This window comes from Micromonospora sp. PTRAS2, from assembly GCF_054052245.1.
In genome coordinates this window covers 311624-328849 of sequence record NZ_JBSWBU010000002.1, presented here as the reverse complement: position 1 = coordinate 328849, position 17226 = coordinate 311624, and the positions used below count along the sequence as shown (strand labels likewise).

General features: G+C 76.2%; 16 protein-coding genes and 1 pseudogene. 12 read left to right on the top strand and 5 right to left on the bottom strand.

Annotated features, from left to right (window positions below; genetic code table 11):
• Positions 1–47 precede the first annotated feature (47 nt).
• Genes ACVMYR_RS07365 through ACVMYR_RS07355 form a run of 3 tightly spaced genes read right to left on the bottom strand, consistent with a single transcriptional unit; the run spans position 48 to position 6402 of the window.
• A complete protein-coding gene (locus ACVMYR_RS07365) occupies positions 48–3437 on the bottom strand; it encodes an SAV_2336 N-terminal domain-related protein (protein ID WP_457121411.1) in 3390 nt (1129 codons plus the stop codon).
• Positions 3437–4447 (bottom strand): AAA family ATPase, encoded by a 1011-nt coding sequence (locus tag ACVMYR_RS07360; protein ID WP_043962337.1) that lies wholly within the window; start codon positions 4445–4447, stop codon positions 3437–3439. The genes ACVMYR_RS07365 and ACVMYR_RS07360 overlap by 1 nt, the downstream gene beginning before the upstream one ends.
• A 35-nt stretch (positions 4448–4482) precedes the next feature.
• A complete protein-coding gene (locus ACVMYR_RS07355; RefSeq protein WP_431893888.1) occupies positions 4483–6402 on the bottom strand; it encodes a VMAP-C domain-containing protein in 1920 nt (639 codons plus the stop codon).
• A gap of 286 nt (positions 6403–6688) precedes the next feature.
• Between ACVMYR_RS07355 and ACVMYR_RS07350 the strand changes: the two genes are divergently transcribed.
• From ACVMYR_RS07350 to ACVMYR_RS07295, 12 genes and pseudogenes are all read left to right on the top strand, one after another.
• Positions 6689–7336, top strand: coding sequence for a DUF402 domain-containing protein (locus ACVMYR_RS07350; protein ID WP_077936634.1), 648 nt, complete (start codon positions 6689–6691; stop codon positions 7334–7336).
• A gap of 253 nt (positions 7337–7589) precedes the next feature.
• Complete coding sequence (gene rpsP / locus ACVMYR_RS07345) at positions 7590–8051, top strand: 30S ribosomal protein S16 (protein WP_043962341.1); 462 nt, start codon at positions 7590–7592, stop codon at positions 8049–8051.
• 1 nt (position 8052) lies between these two features.
• Positions 8053–8286 (top strand): RNA-binding protein, encoded by a 234-nt coding sequence (locus tag ACVMYR_RS07340; RefSeq protein ID WP_036374728.1) that lies wholly within the window; start codon positions 8053–8055, stop codon positions 8284–8286.
• Positions 8286–8843, top strand: coding sequence for a ribosome maturation factor RimM (gene rimM / locus ACVMYR_RS07335; protein WP_043962343.1), 558 nt, complete (start codon positions 8286–8288; stop codon positions 8841–8843). The genes ACVMYR_RS07340 and rimM overlap by 1 nt, the downstream gene beginning before the upstream one ends.
• Positions 8844–8862: 19 nt before the next feature.
• The gene (gene trmD / locus ACVMYR_RS07330) at positions 8863–9651 is read left to right on the top strand and encodes a tRNA (guanosine(37)-N1)-methyltransferase TrmD (protein ID WP_043962344.1); all 789 of its coding nucleotides are present in this window, start codon (positions 8863–8865) and stop codon (positions 9649–9651) included.
• Positions 9652–9791: 140 nt separating this feature from the next.
• Positions 9792–10148, top strand: a complete 357-nt coding sequence (gene rplS / locus ACVMYR_RS07325) for a 50S ribosomal protein L19 (protein ID WP_043962345.1) — start codon at positions 9792–9794, stop codon at positions 10146–10148.
• 193 nt (positions 10149–10341) lie between these two features.
• A pseudogene (gene lepB / locus ACVMYR_RS07320) lies at positions 10342–11213 on the top strand (signal peptidase I).
• Positions 11214–11222: 9 nt separating this feature from the next.
• Positions 11223–11858 carry a signal peptidase I gene (lepB, locus tag ACVMYR_RS07315; protein WP_043962347.1) on the top strand — a complete coding sequence of 212 codons (636 nt, stop codon included), beginning with the start codon at positions 11223–11225 and terminating at the stop codon, positions 11856–11858.
• A gap of 71 nt (positions 11859–11929) precedes the next feature.
• Positions 11930–12481 (top strand): NUDIX hydrolase, encoded by a 552-nt coding sequence (locus ACVMYR_RS07310; protein WP_457121410.1) that lies wholly within the window; start codon positions 11930–11932, stop codon positions 12479–12481.
• On the top strand, positions 12475–13287 hold the full coding sequence (locus tag ACVMYR_RS07305; RefSeq protein ID WP_457121409.1) for a ribonuclease HII: 813 nt from the start codon (positions 12475–12477) through the stop codon (positions 13285–13287). Before ACVMYR_RS07310 ends, ACVMYR_RS07305 begins: the two co-directional genes overlap by 7 nt.
• Positions 13284–13607 (top strand): DUF2469 domain-containing protein, encoded by a 324-nt coding sequence (locus ACVMYR_RS07300; protein WP_007075222.1) that lies wholly within the window; start codon positions 13284–13286, stop codon positions 13605–13607. The genes ACVMYR_RS07305 and ACVMYR_RS07300 overlap by 4 nt, the downstream gene beginning before the upstream one ends.
• 391 nt (positions 13608–13998) lie before the next feature.
• Positions 13999–14634 (top strand): murein hydrolase activator EnvC family protein, encoded by a 636-nt coding sequence (locus ACVMYR_RS07295; RefSeq protein ID WP_457121724.1) that lies wholly within the window; start codon positions 13999–14001, stop codon positions 14632–14634.
• Between the two features lie 171 nt (positions 14635–14805).
• Here ACVMYR_RS07295 and ACVMYR_RS07290 read toward each other — a convergent pair whose 3' ends face one another.
• A complete protein-coding gene (locus ACVMYR_RS07290; protein ID WP_457121408.1) occupies positions 14806–15987 on the bottom strand; it encodes an aminotransferase class V-fold PLP-dependent enzyme in 1182 nt (393 codons plus the stop codon).
• A gap of 96 nt (positions 15988–16083) precedes the next feature.
• The gene (locus ACVMYR_RS07285) at positions 16084–17058 is read right to left on the bottom strand and encodes a tyrosine recombinase XerC (protein ID WP_457121723.1); all 975 of its coding nucleotides are present in this window, start codon (positions 17056–17058) and stop codon (positions 16084–16086) included.
• Positions 17059–17226 lie beyond the last annotated feature (168 nt).

The window sequence follows — 17226 nt, the reverse complement described above, 5'->3', positions numbered from 1 at the left end:
AGCCCGAGCGGCCGGGCGCCCGGCCCCGCCCGCCCCGGCCGGTGCGGTCAGTCGCTCCCGGCCAGCCGGTCCAGCAGCTCCCGGGTCGCCACCGCGTCTGGGTCGTCCTCGCCCCCGCCGCGGGCCTGCCCGGCGAGCACCTCCCGCAGCTCACGGCGGGCGCCGTCGAGGTCACCGAGCCCGACCAGCGCCCGCGCCGCCGCGTGCCGGGCGGCGAGGGTACGGCGGTGCTCCGGCCCGAGCCGCTGGGTCAGGACGTCGACCACCGCCCGCAGCTCGTCCCGCGCCTCGGTGAACCGGTCCGCGTCGATCAGCGCCCCGCCGAACGCGGCCCGCACCTCCACGGTCCGGTCGCCGTCGGGCCCGTGCCGGCGGCCGTACAGCTCGACCGCGCGCCGGTAGCACGCGACCGCCGCCGCGCGTTCGCGTAGCGCGACCAGCACCTCGGCCAGCAGCCGGACCCGGTCGGCCGAGCGGGGGTCGGCGGCGGGCGTCACGTCGACCGCGCGCACCAGGGCAAGACGCGCGGCGTCCAGGTCGGCGCGGGAGCCGAACCGCTCGGCCCGTGCCCGCAGCGCGTCACTCAGGTCGGTGAGCAGCCCCGCGATCCCCGGGCCGGTCGGCGGCGAGACCCGTACCGCCTCCTCGAACCGGGCGCACGCCTCCTGGATGTCGCCGGCGTCGCCCTCCGCGCCGTACCTCAGGCGGAGGGCGTCGCCCAGCGTGGCGAGGTGGTGGTGCCGGTCCGGGTGGGAGCCGGGCACCGCGTCGAGCAACCGGCGGGCGGCGTCGACCAGCTCGTCCAGGTCGGCGCCGCGGTGGTCCAGGGCGGCGCGGGGCCGCAGCACCCGGGTGAGGGTGGCCAGGCACTCGGCGTACGCCAGGTCGTCCCCGTCGCTGGCCGCCACGGCGGACCGCGCGGCCGCCAGCGCCGCGTCCAGCTCGGCCGGGTCGCCGGTCGCGGCGAACAGCTCGCTGTGCGTCTCGGCGAGGCCCCGCAGCACCCGGGCGTCGCCGTCGCGGCCGGCGGCCTCCGCGTAGAGCTGCGCCGCGCGGTGCAGGACGCCCGGCTCGCCGTCGGCGGCCCGGCGCAGCAGTTCGGCCAGGCGCACCTGGCGGCTGAGCCGCGCCGGGGTGTCCGCGGCGGCACCGGCCACCGCGTCGGCCCGGTGCAGCGCGGCCCGGTCGCCGGTCAGCACGAAGCGGCGCAGCAGCGCGTCGACCGCCCGCAGCCGCAGGTCGTCCCGGTCCGCGCCGGTGGCCGTCCCGGCCGCCGCGAGATAGAGCTGCACCGCCTCGTCGAGGTCGGCCGCCGCGCCGAGCCGGTCGGCCCGCACCACCAGCGCGCGGGCCAACCCGACGGCGGCCCGCGAGCCCCCCGCCCCGGGCCCGCCGGCGGCGACGACGCCGCGGAACAGGCCGACCGCCGCGGTCAGGTCGCCCGCCGTGCCGCGCTCGGCGAACAGTGCCAACCGGACCTCGGCGAGGTCGAGCACCAGCTCGGGGTCGCCCACCCCCCGGCCGCCGCGCACCACCTGCTCCAGGATGGACGCCGCCTCCAGCAGGTCGGCGGAGGCCCCGGTCAGCCGGAACCGGGCCCGTAACGCGCGGGCCAGCTCCGGCAGGTCAGCGTGGGCCGGGTCCCGGGCCGTCGCCCGCCGCAGCGACCCGATGGCCGCGTCCAGGCCGGCGAGGTCCCGCTCCTGCACGGGCGGGTCCTGCCCGGCCGCGCCGGACGCGGGCGGGACGGTCGGAGGCTTCCCGTTGACCTTGTGCGGCGGCTCCGGGGCTCCGTCCTCGACGAACGCGATCAGCTCCCGGTGCCGGCCGCCCAGCCGGGTCAGCACGGTGGCCGGGAGGCGGCCGATGGGCGCGCCGAGGGCCGCGTGGCCGGTCGTCCCCGGCGGCCCGCTCAGCGCCGCGGCGAACTCCCGCATGCTGATGCCCATCTGCCCGGCCAGGAACCGGGCGATCTCGTGCCGCAGCCGCACCAGGTCGGTGTGCAGCAGCAGCTCCCGGAGCATCGGCCGGACGCCGGAGTGGAAGTCGAACCGCAGGTCGCCCGCAGGGCCGGGCTGGCGGACGAGCAGCCCGCCGAGCAGCACCTCCGCCAGGTGCGCCGGGTGGGTCGGCGTCGCCGATGCCTGCTGCACCAGGCGCATGACCGGCAGGGTGACCGGCAGCTCGGCGAGCTGGGTGGCGAGCCGGAGCGCCTCCGGGCTGGCGGTGGCCCGGAACCGGCGTAGCCGGTGGGCGGCCGCCTCCGGGCCTCCTCCGGCGGGCGGCTCGGCGGCGGCCGGCGGACCGGGCTGCGGCGGCAGGGTGATCACGGCGTCGATCGAACCCGCTCCCGTCCCGGTCAGGCGGGCCCACCCGGCCAGCCAGTCCGGCTGGATCTGCAGCACCGGCACCGGCACGATCCCGGTCAGGTCGCGGCCGGGCCGCCACTGCCGGGGCGTGAACCGGAGCTGCCGGTTCGCGGCACCGCCGTCCGTCGCCGTCAGCCGGCCGCGCACCGGCACCAGGCCGCTGCGCCGCCACATCCGTTGCGGCAGCGGTTGCAGGATGGCCACCGTCTCCCGCCGGGCCCAGTCCTGCAGGGTGCGGAACATCGAACCGTCGTGCCACTGCGGCCCGGCGCAGTCGCTGACGACGAGGATCAGCCGGCGTCCCCTCGGGTCGAGCAGCTCCCGCATCGAGTGCCCGGGAACGCCCGGGCCGCCGGCCGCCCCCACCTCGAACCGCTGCCCCGGCCCGGACGGCAGCCGTACCCGCTCCACGCGCCGGAACGCCCCCAGCCGGGCCAGCACCGCCGCCAGGTCGTCGACCAGCGGGTGCCACACGGCCATCGACGCCCCGGCGTCCACGGCCAGGGTCAGGTCGAACCACGGTCGGCGCACCTGCCGCAGGACGGGCAGCCACAGGCCCTCCTCGACGATCCGCGTCGCGGTCGCCTCCTCGTCGACGACCACGGCGCGCGGGTCCGGCACCCGCCGCCGCAGCGGCCGCAGGCTGCGGGTCAGCGCGCGGGCGTCCAGGGCGGGCGGCTCGGGGGCGCGCACCGGCAGCCCCCCGCCGCCCCCGCGGCCTGCGCCCGCGCCGGGGGCCGCCGGGGCCGGCAGGTGCAGCTCGACCCAGCGCCGCGGGGTGGTCGCCCCGGGCCCCGGCGGCGGGTCGACCCCGCCCCCGGCCGGGCGGACCCGGGAGCCTGGCCCCGGCCCTGCCGTCGGGTCGGCAGCCTCCGGCGGGTCGGCCTCCCCGGGCGCGGCCGACCCCGGGGTGGAGCCCGACGGGGGATGCGCCGACGGTTCCCCCCGCGACGGCGACGCGCCGTCCCCGGGGAGGAACCGGGCCAGCCAGAGCGCCTCCGCGACCTCCCTCGGCAGGGCGTCGAGGCCGCCGCCGCGAAGCGCCTCCACCAGCCGGGCCGTGCGCATCAGGAATCAGGTCCCGCGTCGAGTTGCCGCAGCACCAGGTCCGCCAGCCGCTCCCGGTCGGGCGGCCCGCCGTCGGGCGCCTGGACGGTGAGGTAGATGGCGTTGAGGAGCTGGTCCGTGGCGAGGGTGCCGCGCTCGCGCCGGGCCAGGAAGAGCTCCACCAGCTCGGCGGTGTCCGCCGTCGGCTCGGTGCCGAAGTGGGCGGCCACGATGGCGCCGAGCTGCTCGGCGTCCGGCTGCCCCAGATCGAGCCGCAGGCACCGCCGGTGGAACGCGGGGGAGAACTCCCGCTCACCGTTGCTGGTCATCAGCACCAGCGGGAACGCGTTGCACCGCACCACGCCCCGGTGCACCCCGACCAGGTCGTCGCTGCCCTCGACCGGCAGCTCCACCCGGGGCTGGCTGGCGGCGATCCGTTGCAGCTCCGGGATCGGGTACTCGCCCTCCTCGAAGATGTTGAGCAGGTCGTTCGGCAGGTCGACGTCGCTCTTGTCGATCTCATCGATCAGCAGCACCCTCGGGTGCTCGTACGGCAGCAGGGCCGTGCCCAGCGGCCCCAGCCGCAGGTAGCGGCCGATCTGCAGGTCGCCCGTCGTGCCGAGCTGGTGGTGCAGGCTGGCCTCCTGGAGCCGGCCGATCGCGTCGTAGCTGTAGAGCCCGTCGGCCAGGGTGGACCGGCTGGTGACCGGCCACCGCAGCACCGGGCCCAGGGCCAGCTCGTGCGCCACCGCGTACGCGAGGGTCGACTTGCCCACGCCGGGCTTGCCCGTGATCAACAACGGTCGGCGCAGATAGAGCGCGGCGTTGATCAGCTCCAGCTCGTCCGGGCGGGGCCGGTAGCTCACCGCCCGGTGCTGCTCGCCGAGCCGTCGCCCGACGCCACCGTCCAGGCTCGACGGCGGCGGCACCAGGGGGGTGCCGTCGAACACCCGCCAGGGCGGGGGAGGCGGGAGCCGGAGTATCCCGGAGTGGGGCCGACCCGTGCCCCGGTAGATCCACCAGTCCTGCACGTCTCTTCCCTCCTGTCGGCCGGCCCGCGCCGGTCTCACCACTGCGCGTCGAGCGTCGAGGTGTCCCGGAAACGCCGGAACGGGTTGTCCCAGAGCAGGACCAGCCGGTGCCCGCAGTGGTTCTCGTCGCGTGCCTCCACCGCCGCGGCCCGCAGCTGCCGCACGTCCAGGGGCAGCGCCCCGATCGGCCGGTGCCGCAGCCGGGGCTCCAGGTCCGCGAGGAACGCCTCGCCCCGGCAGGCGCCCGCGCCGCCCGGGCCGCCGTGCCGCTCGCAGCCGACCCGGCTCCACAGCGCCACCGGCGTCCCGGCCCGCAACGCGACCTCCAGCAGGGTGCGCCGGGCCCGGTCCGTGGTCGGGCCGGGCAGCAGCACGCCCGCCGGGTTGGTGCGGGTGAGGTGGGCGTAGAACCAGGTCGGCCCGACGTCGACCCCGCAGCCGACGGTGGCGAACGACATGCCGTCGCCGTCCGCCGACAGCGCGTCCCAGTGCTCCTCGGCCTCCGGCCGGGAGCCCGACTCCTCGTCGTCGGCGAGCCGCACCAGCACGGGCCGGACCAACCCGAGCGGGACGGGGTCGTGGTCGAGGATCCACTCGTCGACCGGCAGGTCCAGCAGTTCCGGCGGCAGGGTCAGCTCGACCATCACCCGGCGGCCCCAGCCGAGGTGGCCCAGCCCGAGGCGCAGCAGCCGCCGCAGCGCCGCCTCCAGCTCCGGCACGGGGATCGGCTCGTCCTGCTGGTCGAGGCAGCGGACGTCGTCGCGGCTGCGGTAGACCGACATCGACAGCAGGTACCGCTGCTGGTCGTGGCCCGCCGGGGTGACCTCCAGCAGCACGGACGACAGCTCTGCCGGCGTCGGCGTCCACGCGGTGGTGTGCCTCGCGAGCTGCGCCCGCTGGCCGAGGCGCATGGCCAGGTCGTCGATCCAGGCCCGGAGCACGGCCCGCTCGGCGTCCCGGCAGCGGGGGATCAGCTCGGTGGCGAGGACCAGCAGCGGGTGCAGCTCCCCGCGCCGGGCCCGCGTCACGTCGTCGAGGGCGCCGATGACGTCGCGCCGGTCCAGCAGCGGCTGCGCCGGCGTCGGCGCGGCGGGCCCGCCGCACGCCCGCTCGTAGAGCTGGTACGCGTCCTCGGCCGGTGGCAGCAGGGCCAGCAGCCCCCGCAGCCGCGCCTCCTCGGCGGCGCGCAGCACCGGCAGCCGGGCCGCCGGGTTGAGCAACTCCGCGACCTCGGGCCGGACCGTCTCGGTGCGCCGGTCCCGCAGCCGGTCGATGGCGTACGCCCAACTGCCGTCGGCCCCGTGGTGCCGATCGTGCCCGCGCCACAGCTCGCGCAGCAGGGCGATGGGCAGCCCGCGCAGTTCGGCCAGGGGGATGGCCAGCCCGCCGTACGCGTCACCCGGCCGGTGGGGGGTCTGCACCATCGCGCACACCTCACCGGTGGTGAGGTCCAGCACCGGGCTGCCGGGGCTGCCCTTGGCGAGTTCGTCACCGCGCAACCGCAGCGCGGTGGCCCCCCGGACGCCCTGCGGGCCCGCCGACCGGGGCCAGGCGGGGGTGGCCTCCGCCGTGGCGTGCTCCCCGGCGAAGCCCACGGTGTGCAGCGGCGTGCCCTCCGGCGGCGGCTGCTCGCCGAGCCAGACGCACGGGTGCCCGGCGGGCGCGTCGGCGACCCGCAGCACGGCGAGGTCGGGCGGGGACCAGACCGGCTGGCCGCCGGGTGAGGACGGGGCGGCGTGCACCACCTGCGCGGTCAGCGCCCGCCCGTCCCAGCGCACCGGCAGCACGTCACCCTGCCGGCCGCCCACCACGTGTGCGCAGGTCAGGGCGAAGCCGGGGGCGACGAAGAAGGCGGTGCCGCCGGGGACGTCCGCGCCGGGAAGCACCTCGAGCACGGTGGAGCGCAGGGCCCGGCCGAGATCGTCGAAGCCGTCGGTGACCAGTGGAGCTCCCATGGTGTCGCCCCTCAGTCGTGCGCCCCGGCGGACACGGGGCGGACGGCCCCGCCCCCGCGCCGGCCCGGCTGCGGGACCCGCACGTCCTCCGACACAGGTCCGTCCTTCCCTCGACGACGCGCGTCCATCACACGGTAGCGATTCAGCGACGGGGATCGACAGCCCGCAACGGCCGATCGGGTGTCGGAACATGGGCTCCCGGGCCGCCGTCCGCCCGCCGCCCGTCGTCCGCCTCCGCCGCCGGTGCCGCCGCGGGCCGGGAGCGTCGCCCGATAGGGTCGGTGCCATGAGGTTCGCGCCCGGCCGGTTGATCGTGCACCGCAACGTCCGGCGCGGCCGGATCGGCTGGGCCCGGACGGGGCGGGTGGTCAGCGACGACGAGCGCGGCCTGCTGGTCTACGTCGCCCGCGACTCGCCGGTGGCCAACGAGGTGACCGCGGCGGGGCTCGGCCTGCGGGCGGTGCCGTTCACCGAGTGGGCCACCTCGTCGTACCGGCTGGCCCGCGGGCGGTGGAACGGGCCGGCGCTGCTGAAGTTCCTGCCCGTGGGCGAGGCGCACTCCGTCTGGTGGTTCTCCGACGCCGCCGGCCGGTTCAGCCACTGGTACGTCAACCTGGAGGAGCCCGGCGTGCGCTGGGACGACGGTGACCTGGCCGGGGTGGACATGGTCGACCAGGACCTCGACGTGGTGATCCGGCCCGACCGCACCTGGGAGTGGAAGGACGAGGAGGAGTTCGCCGAGCGGCTGGCCTTCCCCGCCGACTACTGGGTGGCCGACGAGGCCGCGGTCCGGGCCGAGGGGAAGCGGGTGATCGCCCGCGCCGAGGCCGGTGAGTTCCCGTTCGACGGCACCTGGTGCGACTTCGTCCCGCCGTCCGGGTGGGACGTGCCCGGGGCGCTGCCGCCCGGCTGGGACCGCCCGCCCGCCCGCTGACACGAATCACCCAAACGGCGCGAAGTGCTCTTTTCGGTGCCGTCGGGCGGCGGCCCGGCCGGCCGATGTGAGGAATCCCGGCCCGATCTGGCAGAATGGGTCGCTGGTATCCGGCGCGCGTCCGGCGCCCTCTACCCCGGGCGCGTCGCCAGTCCACCGAGCAGTCTCCGGCCCAACCCCACTGTGCCGGTCGACACTCACCCGTGCACCGCCCGGACCGGGCCGGTGAGATCGCAACAGGAGCGAAACAACTGTGGCCGTAAAGATCCGGCTCCTGCGGATGGGCAAGATCCGCAACCCGCAGTACCGCATCGTCGTCGCCGACTCGCGCTCCAAGCGTGACGGTCGCGCGATCGAGTTCGTCGGTGTGTACCAGCCGAAGGAGGACCCTTCGGTGATCGAGGTCAAGTCGGAGCGGGTCCAGTACTGGCTGTCCGTCGGCGCGCAGCCGAGCGACGCCGTGCAGCGCCTGCTGGAGCTGACCGGTGACTGGCAGAAGTTCAAGGGCCTGCCGGCCCCGCCGCCGCTGAAGGTCGCCGCCGAGCGCGCCGACCGCAAGGCGGCGTACGAGGCCGAGGCGAAGGCCGCCGCCGGCCTGGCCGACGCCCCGGCGAAGCCGGCCAAGAAGGCCGCCAAGGCCGAGGCCCCGGCCGCCGAGCAGGCGCCGAAGGCCGAGGAGCAGCCCGCCGCGGACGCGGCCGGCGAGCAGGCCTGACATGGCACTGCGTCCGGCGCTTGAGCACCTGGTCAAGGGCATCGTCGACCACCCGGACGACGTCCGGGTCCGGCTGGTCGACAACCGTCGGGGCAAGCGGCTGGAAGTCCGCGTGCACCCGGAGGACCTCGGCACGGTGATCGGGCGGTCCGGCCGGACCGCCAAGGCGCTGCGCCAGGTGATCGGCTCCATCGGTGGGCGCGGCGTGCGCGTCGACATCGTCGACTCGTACTGATGCGGCTCATCGTCGGCCGGATCGGCAAGCCGCACGGCATCCGCGGTGAGGTCACCGTCGAGGTGCGCACCGACGAGCCCGAGGCACGCTTCGCGCCCGGTTCGGTACTCGCTACCGAGCCGGGCGCGGCGCCGCCGGCCAACCCCGCTCCCGGCCCCGGCGTGCCGTTCCGGGTCCCGGCCGCGCTGACCGTGGAGTCCGCCCGCTGGCACCAGGGGCGGATGCTGGTCGCCTTCGAGGGCATCGGAGAGCGCGACGTCGCCGAGGCGCTGCGCGGCACCCTGCTGGGGGTGGACAGCGCCGACGTCGCCCCGCCGGAGGACCCGGAGGAGTTCCACGACCACCAGCTCGTCGGGCTGGCGGCGGTCACCCCGGCCGGCGAACACCTCGGCGAGGTGGTCAAGATCGACCATGCGCCCGCGTCCGACCTGCTGGTGCTGCGCCGCCCCGAGGGGCGCACGGCGCTGATCCCGTTCGTCAGGGCGATCGTGCCCGAGGTCGACCTCGCCGGCGGTCGCGTCGTCGTCGACCCGCCCGGCGGCCTGCTCGACCTCTAGGCCCCTGGAGCACCCGCGCATGCGCGTCGACGTCGTGTCGATCTTCCCCGAGTACCTCGCCCCGCTCGACCTGTCGCTGATCGGCAGGGCCCGGGCCGCCGGGACACTGCGGCTGGCCGTACACGACCTGCGGAGCTGGACCCACGACGTGCACCGCACGGTCGACGACACCCCCTACGGGGGCGGGCCCGGCATGGTGATGCGGCCCGAGCCGTGGGGCGAGGCGCTCGACGCCCTCGCCCCGGCCGAGCTGGCCCCGGACGGCGTCACCCTGCCCCGGCTGCTGGTGCCGTCGCCGGCCGGTGAGCCGTTCACCCAGGCCATGGCGCACGAGCTGGCCGCCGAGTCGCACCTGCTCTTCGCCTGCGGCCGGTACGAGGGCATCGACCAGCGGGTGCTCGACCACGCCGCGACCCGGATGCGGGTCACCGAGGTCTCCCTCGGTGACTACGTGCTCTTCGGCGGCGAGGTGGCCGTGCTGGTGATCCTGGAGGCCGTGACCCGGCTGCTGCCCGGGGTGCTCGGCAACGCCGGCTCGCTGGACGAGGAGTCGCACGCCCACGGGCTGCTGGAGGCGCCGATGTACACCAAGCCGGCGACCTGGCGCGGGCACGAGGTTCCGGAGGTGCTGCGCTCCGGCGACCACGGCCGGATCGCCCGCTGGCGGCGCGACGAGGCGCTGACCCGTACCGCCGCCCGCCGGCCCGACCTGCTCGCCGCGCTCGACCCGGCGAGCCTGGACAAACGGGACCGGGCGGCCCTGGACCGGGCCGGATTTCCGCTGCCGGCGGGGGATGTGGCAAAGTAGGGAGGTTGCCGTGACCGCCCGCGCCGCGGGCGGCTGCGAGGATCCTCGACCGGGGCCGTCCGCGGTCGCCACCCGGGGATCAGAATCACCCATTCGCGCACCGACTGACGGTGCGCCGTGAGCCTCACGAGGACGCAGCGATGAACATCCTGGACGCCCTTGACGCCCAGTCGAAGCGGGTCGACATCCCCCAGTTCCGCGCCGGTGACACCGTCAAGGTGCACGCGCGGGTCGTCGAGGGCAGCCGGTCCCGGGTCCAGATCTTCCAGGGCGTCGTCATCCGCCGCCAGGGTGACGGCCTGCGCGAGACCTTCTCGGTCCGCAAGATGAGCTTCGGCGTGGGTGTCGAGCGGACCTACCCGGTGAACAGCCCGGCGATCGACCGGATCGAGATCGTGACCCGTGGCGCCGTGCGCCGCGCCAAGCTCTACTACCTGCGCGAGCTGCGGGGCAAGAAGGCCAAGATCAAGGAGCGCCGCGAGAAGCAGCCGAGCTGACTTCCCGCTCGCCACGCCGCCTGAGCTGCGCGGATGTCGTACGGGCCCGGCCCGGTTACGCTGGTCGCACGGGCGCAGGCGGGTATCGATGCGTCGCGGCGTGAGCCGCGGTCGCGGATCGTCCCACTACCGCCCGTGGGGCCTCGTCGAGGCTCCCGGGCGGTAGTGGCGTTTCTGCGAACCGGGGAGTGGCATGGTGCGCACGCTTGACGAGGGCGACGCGGTCGATCCGTGGCGTCGGCGGGAACGACGTTCCCGCCGGCAGATGCCGCTGTGGCAGGAGCTGCCGCTGCTGCTGATCGTCGCCTTCTGCCTGGCGGTGCTGATCCGCACGTTCCTGCTCCAGGCGTTCTTCATCCCCTCCGGCTCCATGGAGGACACGCTGCTCATCAACGACCGGGTGCTGGTCAACAAGGTCGTCTACGACGTCCGCGACCCGCAGCGCGGCGAGGTGGTGGTCTTCCGGGGCACCGACAAGTGGGTCGCCCAGGAGGTCCAGGAGCCCGAGCCCGGGATCGTCGGCAAGTTCGGCCGCACCGTCGGCGACCTGGTCGGGGTGAGCCGCCCCGGCGAGAAGGACTTCATCAAGCGGGTGATCGGCCTGCCCGGGGACCGGGTGCGCTGCTGCGACGCCCAGGGCCGGGTCACCGTCAACGACATCCCGCTCGACGAGCCGTACGTGGTCCGCGACTCGCCGCTGGACCTGCCGCCCAACCCCGCCGAGTGCCGGTCGCGGCGCTTCGACGAGGTGGTCGTACCGCCCGGCCAGATCTTCGTCATGGGCGACCACCGGCTCGTCTCCCAGGACGCCCGCTGCCAGGGCCCGGTCCCGATCGACAACGTCGTCGGCCGGGCGTTCGCGGTGGTCTGGCCGTCGTCGCGGTGGGCGTCGCTGCCGGTGCCGGAGACCTTCGCGACGGTCACCGGGCCCACCCCGGCGGCCGGGCAGCCCCTGGCCCCGGTGCGGCCCAGCGGCACGGGTGGTGTGCTGCTGCTCGTCCCGGTGTCGGCTGCGCTGTCCGTTCTCGCGCGTTCCGGTCGGCCGGTGCGCTCGCGGCGACGTAGGCTCCACCCGTGATTGACGAGCAGACCGACAAGAAGAGCGGCTCCTTCTGGAAGGAGTTGCCCATCCTCCTGGGCGTGGCGATCCTGGTAGCGGTGCTGGTGCGGGCCTTCGTGCTCCAGACCTTCTACATCCCGTCGCCGTCCATGGAGAACACCCTCCAGATCAACGATCGGGTGCTGGTCAACAAACTGGTCTACGACTTCCGGTCACCGCACCGGGGCGAGGTCGTGGTGTTCAAGGCACCGACCGAGTGGAGCGGCAACCCCGACGGCGAGGACTTCATCAAGCGGGTGATCGGCGTCGGCGGCGACCACGTGGTCTGCTGCGACCCGCAGGAGCGGATCATGATCAACGGCAAGCCGATCGACGAGCCGTACATCTACTCCGCCAACGGCCAGCAGGACAAGGCGGCCGACCAGGAGTTCGACATCACCGTGCCGCAGGGGCGGCTGTGGGTGATGGGCGACCACCGCTCGGCGTCCGGCGACTCGCTGGAGCACTGGCAGCAGTCGGGCCAGAACATCGACAGCGCCACCATCCCCGAGGACCAGGTGGTCGGGCGGGCGTTCACCGTCTTCTGGCCGGTCGACCGGGCCACGTGGCTCACCGTGCCGAAGTCGTTCGACGACGTGCCGAACCCCTGACCCGCCCGCGCGACCCTAGCGGCTCCCGGGTGGGCGTGGGCGTCGGGGGCCGCGTCTGGCAGGCTGGGACGGTGACGGTCTACACCCCCCGACGCGCGGCGCGCGTGCTGCTCGTCGACGCCGCCGGCCGGGTGCTGCTCCTCGCCGGGCACGACCCGGCGCGGCCCGACCACCGATACTGGCTGACCCCCGGCGGCGGGCTGGAGCCGGGCGAGTCCCCGGCGGCCGCCGCCGCCCGGGAGCTGGCCGAGGAGACGGGCCTGCGGCTGACCCCGGCAGAGCTGGGCGAGCCCGTGGCGCAGGAGCGGATCCGGTTCCCGTTCGGCGCCGCCCACTACGAGCAGGAGCAGCAGTTCTTCCTGGCCCGGGTCCCCGGGTGGGAGGTCGACACGGCGGGCTTCGACGCCGTCGAGCGGGCCAGCATCACCGGGCACCGCTGGTGGCCGCTCGACGAGCTGGCGGCCACGACCGAGCGCTACTACCCGGCCGACCTGCCGGCGCTGCTGCGCCGGGCGCTCGCCGCGCGCCCCGAGGCGTCCGGCCCGCCGGCCGTGGCCGACGCGCCCGCCGGGTCCGCCGGGTCCGCCGGTGTCGGGTCCACCACCGGGGGTACGCCGTGCTGACCCCACCGCGCACCGTCGTGCGCCGCGAGGCCGGGCTGTACGCGCTGGAGCGCGCCCTGCAACGCCGGGGCTTCCGGCACGTGGCCGGTGCCGACGAGGCCGGGCGGGGCGCCTGCGCGGGCCCGCTCGTCGCCGCGGCGGCGGTGCTGCCCGAGGGGCGACGCGGCGAGATCGACGGGCTGGCCGACTCGAAGCTGCTCACCCCGGCCAGCCGGGAGCGCGTCTACGAACAGGTGGTCGCCCGCGCCCTCGCGTACGCGGTGGTGGTGATCCCGGCCGAGGAGGTCGACGCCCGTGGCCTGCACGTGTGCAACCTCGCCGCGATGCGCCGGGCCCTCGCTTCGCTGGCCACCCGCCCCGACTACGTGCTGACCGACGGCTTCGGCGTCGACGGCCTGGACGTGCCGGGGCTGGCGGTGTGGAAGGGCGACCGGGTGGCGGCCTGCGTCGCGGCGGCCAGCGTGCTCGCCAAGGTCACCCGGGACCGGATGATGGTCGAGCTGGACGCGGCGTTCCCCGGCTACGGCTTCGCCGAGCACAAGGGCTACATCACCGCGGAGCACACGGCGGCCCTGCGGGAGCGCGGCCCGTGCCGGGAGCACAGGTTCTCGTACGTCAATGTGGCCGCCGTTTCCGGCCTGGACGGGCGGCCACCCAGATCCCGCCGACCGGTGGGTGCGCGGCCGGTCGAGCCGATGGAGCGTTTCGAGGCGTCAAGGGGTACCGTCGGCGTGGCGTTGGGCGAGCAGCCCCGACCTCCCGCGCCGGTGGGGGAGGATGTGGTCATGGAAGGCGGAGTGCGATGAGCGCGGAAGATCTCGAGAAGTACGAGACCGAGATGGAGCTCCAGCTCTACCGGGAATACCGCGACATCGTCCGTCAGTTCTCGTACGTGGTGGAGACGGAGCGCCGCTTCTACCTGGCCAACCAGGTGGACCTGCACGTGCGCAACTCCGACGGCGAGGTCTACTTCGAGGTCGAGATGCACGACGCCTGGGTGTGGGACATGTACCGTCCGGCCCGGTTCGTCAAGAATGTCCGGGTGATGACGTTCAAGGACGTCAACGTCGAGGAGCTGGAGAAGCCCGACATCTCCCTGCCGGCCGACTCCGGCTTCGGCGGCTGACGGCCCGGCCCGCACCGGCACCGCACCGCACCGCCCGGCACCCGGGCTCGCCCAGCACGTGTCCTCCCGGCTGCGCCAGCCCCGCGAAGCGCCACCGCCGCCCCGCCCACCGCCCGCCGGATCCAGCCCTCACGTCGCCCGCCGACGGTGGTCACCTCCACCGGCGCCGTGTGGAGGCGTTCCGCGCCCACCGGCGCATAGCAGATCATCGGGCCGGGCGGGGGTTGTCCACAACGACGCCGGTCGTCCACAGGCGAGCCGCGGGCGGTGGCGGGCACCCCGGGATTCCGGCACGCTGCCTGGCATGTGGACGAGGCACGCGCCGGGCGACACCGGCCTGGGCAGGAACACCGGCGCGGGTGGCCCCGGCACGGGCGGTGGCTCGCCGGGCCTGAGCAGGTCACGTTCGGCGGCGGCGGCCGGGACCGTCCTGTGCGGGTTCCTCCTCGCCGCCACCTCCGGCTTCACGTCGGTCGCTTCCGCCACCTCCGGCTTCGGCCCGGTCGCTCCCGGCCCGGTCGCTCCCGGCCCGGTTGTTCCCGGCCCGGTCGCTCCCGGCTCGGCTGTTCCCGGCCCGGTCGGTCCCGGCCCGGTCGGTTCCGACTCCGGTTCCGGATCCCCTGCCTTCCGGTGGCCGATCGACGGGGCGCCGCGCCTCACCCGCCGCTTCGAGCCGCCGCCGCAGCCATGGCTGCCCGGGCACCGGGGCGTCGACCTGAGCGCCGAGCCGGGGGCCGTGGTCCGCGCCGCCGGGACCGGGGTGGTGCTCTTCGCCGGGCAGGTCGCCGGGCGTCCCGTGATCACCATCGGGCACAGCGCCGGGCTGCGGACCACCTACGAGCCGGTGGCACCCGGCGTCCGGGCCGGTGACCCGGTGGCGGCGGGGGCGCCGCTGGGCCGGCTGCAACCCGGGCACGTGGGCTGCCCGGACCGGGCCTGCCTGCACTGGGGCCTGCGCCGGGGCGAGGAATACCTGGACCCGACGGCCCTGCTCGGCCTCGGCCCCGTCCGGCTGCTGCCGCTCTGACCGTCGCCCCGGCCCGGGCCGCTCGGCTGCCCCGGGCGCGCTCACCCGGTCGGCGAGTCGACGCCACGCGCCTGCGGGTGGCGTCTCACCGCTGCACATGGTGGCATCCCGGCCCCACGATGCCCCCCATGTCGCCGGCCTGGCGGGGCAGGGGCCAGCACGTGCCGGTCGTCAGCGCTGGGCGAGCAGCGCCGGCAGCCGGGCGGCGAGGCGTTCGTACTCGTGCGGCGCGTTGTAGACCTGGCCGCACACCCGCAGCCAGCCGCGACCGTCCCAGGACATCACCGCCACCTCGGCCGACAGCTCCTCGGCGATCCGCTCGCGCAGCGCGCGGGCGGCCTCGATCGTGGTGGCCAGCCCGGCCGGCAGCGGGACGATCCGCATGGCCACCGTCGGCCCGCCGGGCTCCGGCAGGTCGGCCGGCGCCACCCCCAGCGCGTCCCCCAGCACCCGCTGCCCGTACGCGGCCAGCGCGGCGTTGTGCACGCGTACCCGCTCGACGCCGAGGCTGCGCAGGGTCCAGACGCCGGCCGGCGCGGCGAGCCACGACGTGTAGTCCAGGGTCGCCTGCCACTCGACGTTGCCCGGGAAGCCGGCATCCTGCTCCCAGGAGACCACCAGCGGCTCCATCCGGTCCCGCCACGGCGGCGCCACCACCAGCGCGGCGGTGCCGCGCGGGGCGTACCCCCACTTGTGCAGGTTGCCCACCCAGAAGTCCGCGCCGATGCTCGCCACGGGGGTCGCCAGCATGCCCGGCGCGTGGGCGGCGTCGACGAGCACCGGCACCCCGTGGGTGCGGGCCGCCGCGACGATCGCCGCGACCGGGAACAGGCGGGCGGTGGCGGAGGTGAGCTGGTCGACGACGAGCAGCTTGGTGCGGCCGGGGCGCAGCCCGGCGCGGACGATCTCGACGACCTGCTCGTCGGTCGCGGTCAACGGCACCGGCAGGATCCGCCGGGTCGCCCCGGTGCGCCGGCACTCGCGGTCGACGGAGAAGCCGACCGCGCCGTAGCCGTGGTCGGTGGTGAGCACCTCGTCGCCGGGGCGCAGGCCCAGCGACTGCAGCACCACGGCGACGCCGGTGGTGGCGTTGCCGACCAGGGCGGTGCCGTCCGGGTCGGCGCCGAGGAAGGCGGCCAGGTGCCGGCGGGTGTGGGTGATCCGGTCCACCAGGCTGAGCCCGAAGAAGCGCAGCGGGTTCGCCTCCATCTCGTCGCGCAGCCGCTGCTGGACGCGCTGCACGTTGACCGGCACCGCGCCGAACGAGCCGTGGTTGAGGTGGCTCACCGCCGGGTCCAGCGAGAAGAGCAGCCGGGCGCCGGGGATGGGTTCGGGCGGCTGCGGCGCGCTCATCGCATGATCGTAGCCCGGCACGGTGGGCCGCGCCCTGCGACGAGGACCGGACCGCCGCGGGGTCGGCCCCCGTCGGCCGGGGTGGGACCGTCCGGCTCAGGCGCGCGGGTGGGCCTGCCGGTACGCGGCCCGCAGCCGCTCGACCGACACGTGGGTGTAGATCTGCGTGCTGCCCAGCGACGAGTGCCCCAGCAGCTCCTGCACCGCCCGCAGGTCCGCGCCGCCCTCCAGCAGGTGGGTGGCGGCCGAGTGGCGCAGGCCGTGCGGGGTGGTCCGGGGCAGGCCGGCGGCCTCGGCGTACCCGGCGACGACCCGCCGCGCCGTCGTCGGGTGCAGCCGCCCACCCCGCGCCCCCAGCAGCAGCGCGTCCCCGGAACCCGGGCCGGCCAGCGCGGGCCGCCCGGCCCGCAGCCACTCGTCGAGGGCGCGTTGCGCCGGCACCCCGTACGGCACGGACCGCTCCCGGGAGCCCTTGCCGAGCACCCGCACCACGCGGCGGCCGTGGTCCACGTCGGCGGTGTCCAGGCCGCACGCCTCGCTGATCCGTACGCCGGTGGCGTAGAGCAGTTCGAGCAGGACCCGGTCGCGCAGCAGCACCCCGCGCGCCACCGCCGCCTCCCGCTCCCCGCCGCCGGTCGGGTGGACGTCGGCGGAACCGGGCCCCTGCGGGGGCACTCCGCCTCCCGGGTCCCCGGGGCCGGCCGGTGCCCGCATCAGGGCGGCCGCCTGGTCGGCGCGGAGCACGGTCGGCAGCTCCCGGTGGGCACGGGGGCTCGCCAGCGGCGCGGCCACGTCGGTCGGCATCAGCCCGGCGCGGTGGGCCCACGCGCTGAAGGCGCGCGCCGCGGCGGCCCGGCGCGCCATCGTGGTGCGGGCCGCCCCGGTCGTGCGCTGCTTCGCCAGCCAGCTGCGCACCACGCCCAGGTCGAGGCCCGCCACCTCGGCGCAGCCCATCCGGGCGGCGTGGTCGAGCAGGGAGACCAGGTCGCCGACGTACGCGCGGACGGTGTGCGCCGAGCGGTTGCGCACCCGGGCCAGGTGGTCGGCGAAGTCGTCGACCGCCTCCCGCATCGGCGTCGGCAGCGCCGCGTGCGTCGCCCTGCTGTCGGGACCGGCCCGGCTCACCGGGGACCGCCCCGCGCGCCCGCCACCCGCCGCCGCACCCGTCCATGGCCTCGCACCGGCTCAGCTTACGAGCGCGCGGCGAGCCCGGCCGGGCACCGACGCGGCCGGGGTCGG

Excerpts from the sequence above, each read along its gene's own strand:
- ACVMYR_RS07365 (WP_457121411.1), bottom strand. The coding sequence starts at position 3,437 with ATGCGCACGGCCCGGCTGGTGGAGGCGCTTCGCGGCGGCGGCCTCGAC.
- ACVMYR_RS07355 (WP_431893888.1), bottom strand. The coding sequence starts at position 6,402 with ATGGGAGCTCCACTGGTCACCGACGGCTTCGACGATCTCGGCCGGGCC.
- ACVMYR_RS07350 (WP_077936634.1), top strand. The coding sequence starts at position 6,689 with ATGAGGTTCGCGCCCGGCCGGTTGATCGTGCACCGCAACGTCCGGCGC.
- ACVMYR_RS07340 (WP_036374728.1), top strand. The coding sequence starts at position 8,053 with ATGGCACTGCGTCCGGCGCTTGAGCACCTGGTCAAGGGCATCGTCGAC.
- rimM (WP_043962343.1), top strand. The coding sequence starts at position 8,286 with ATGCGGCTCATCGTCGGCCGGATCGGCAAGCCGCACGGCATCCGCGGT.
- trmD (WP_043962344.1), top strand. The coding sequence starts at position 8,863 with ATGCGCGTCGACGTCGTGTCGATCTTCCCCGAGTACCTCGCCCCGCTC.
- rplS (WP_043962345.1), top strand. The coding sequence starts at position 9,792 with ATGAACATCCTGGACGCCCTTGACGCCCAGTCGAAGCGGGTCGACATC.
- ACVMYR_RS07300 (WP_007075222.1), top strand. The coding sequence starts at position 13,284 with ATGAGCGCGGAAGATCTCGAGAAGTACGAGACCGAGATGGAGCTCCAG.
- ACVMYR_RS07290 (WP_457121408.1), bottom strand. The coding sequence starts at position 15,987 with ATGAGCGCGCCGCAGCCGCCCGAACCCATCCCCGGCGCCCGGCTGCTC.
- ACVMYR_RS07285 (WP_457121723.1), bottom strand. The coding sequence starts at position 17,058 with ATGCGGGAGGCGGTCGACGACTTCGCCGACCACCTGGCCCGGGTGCGC.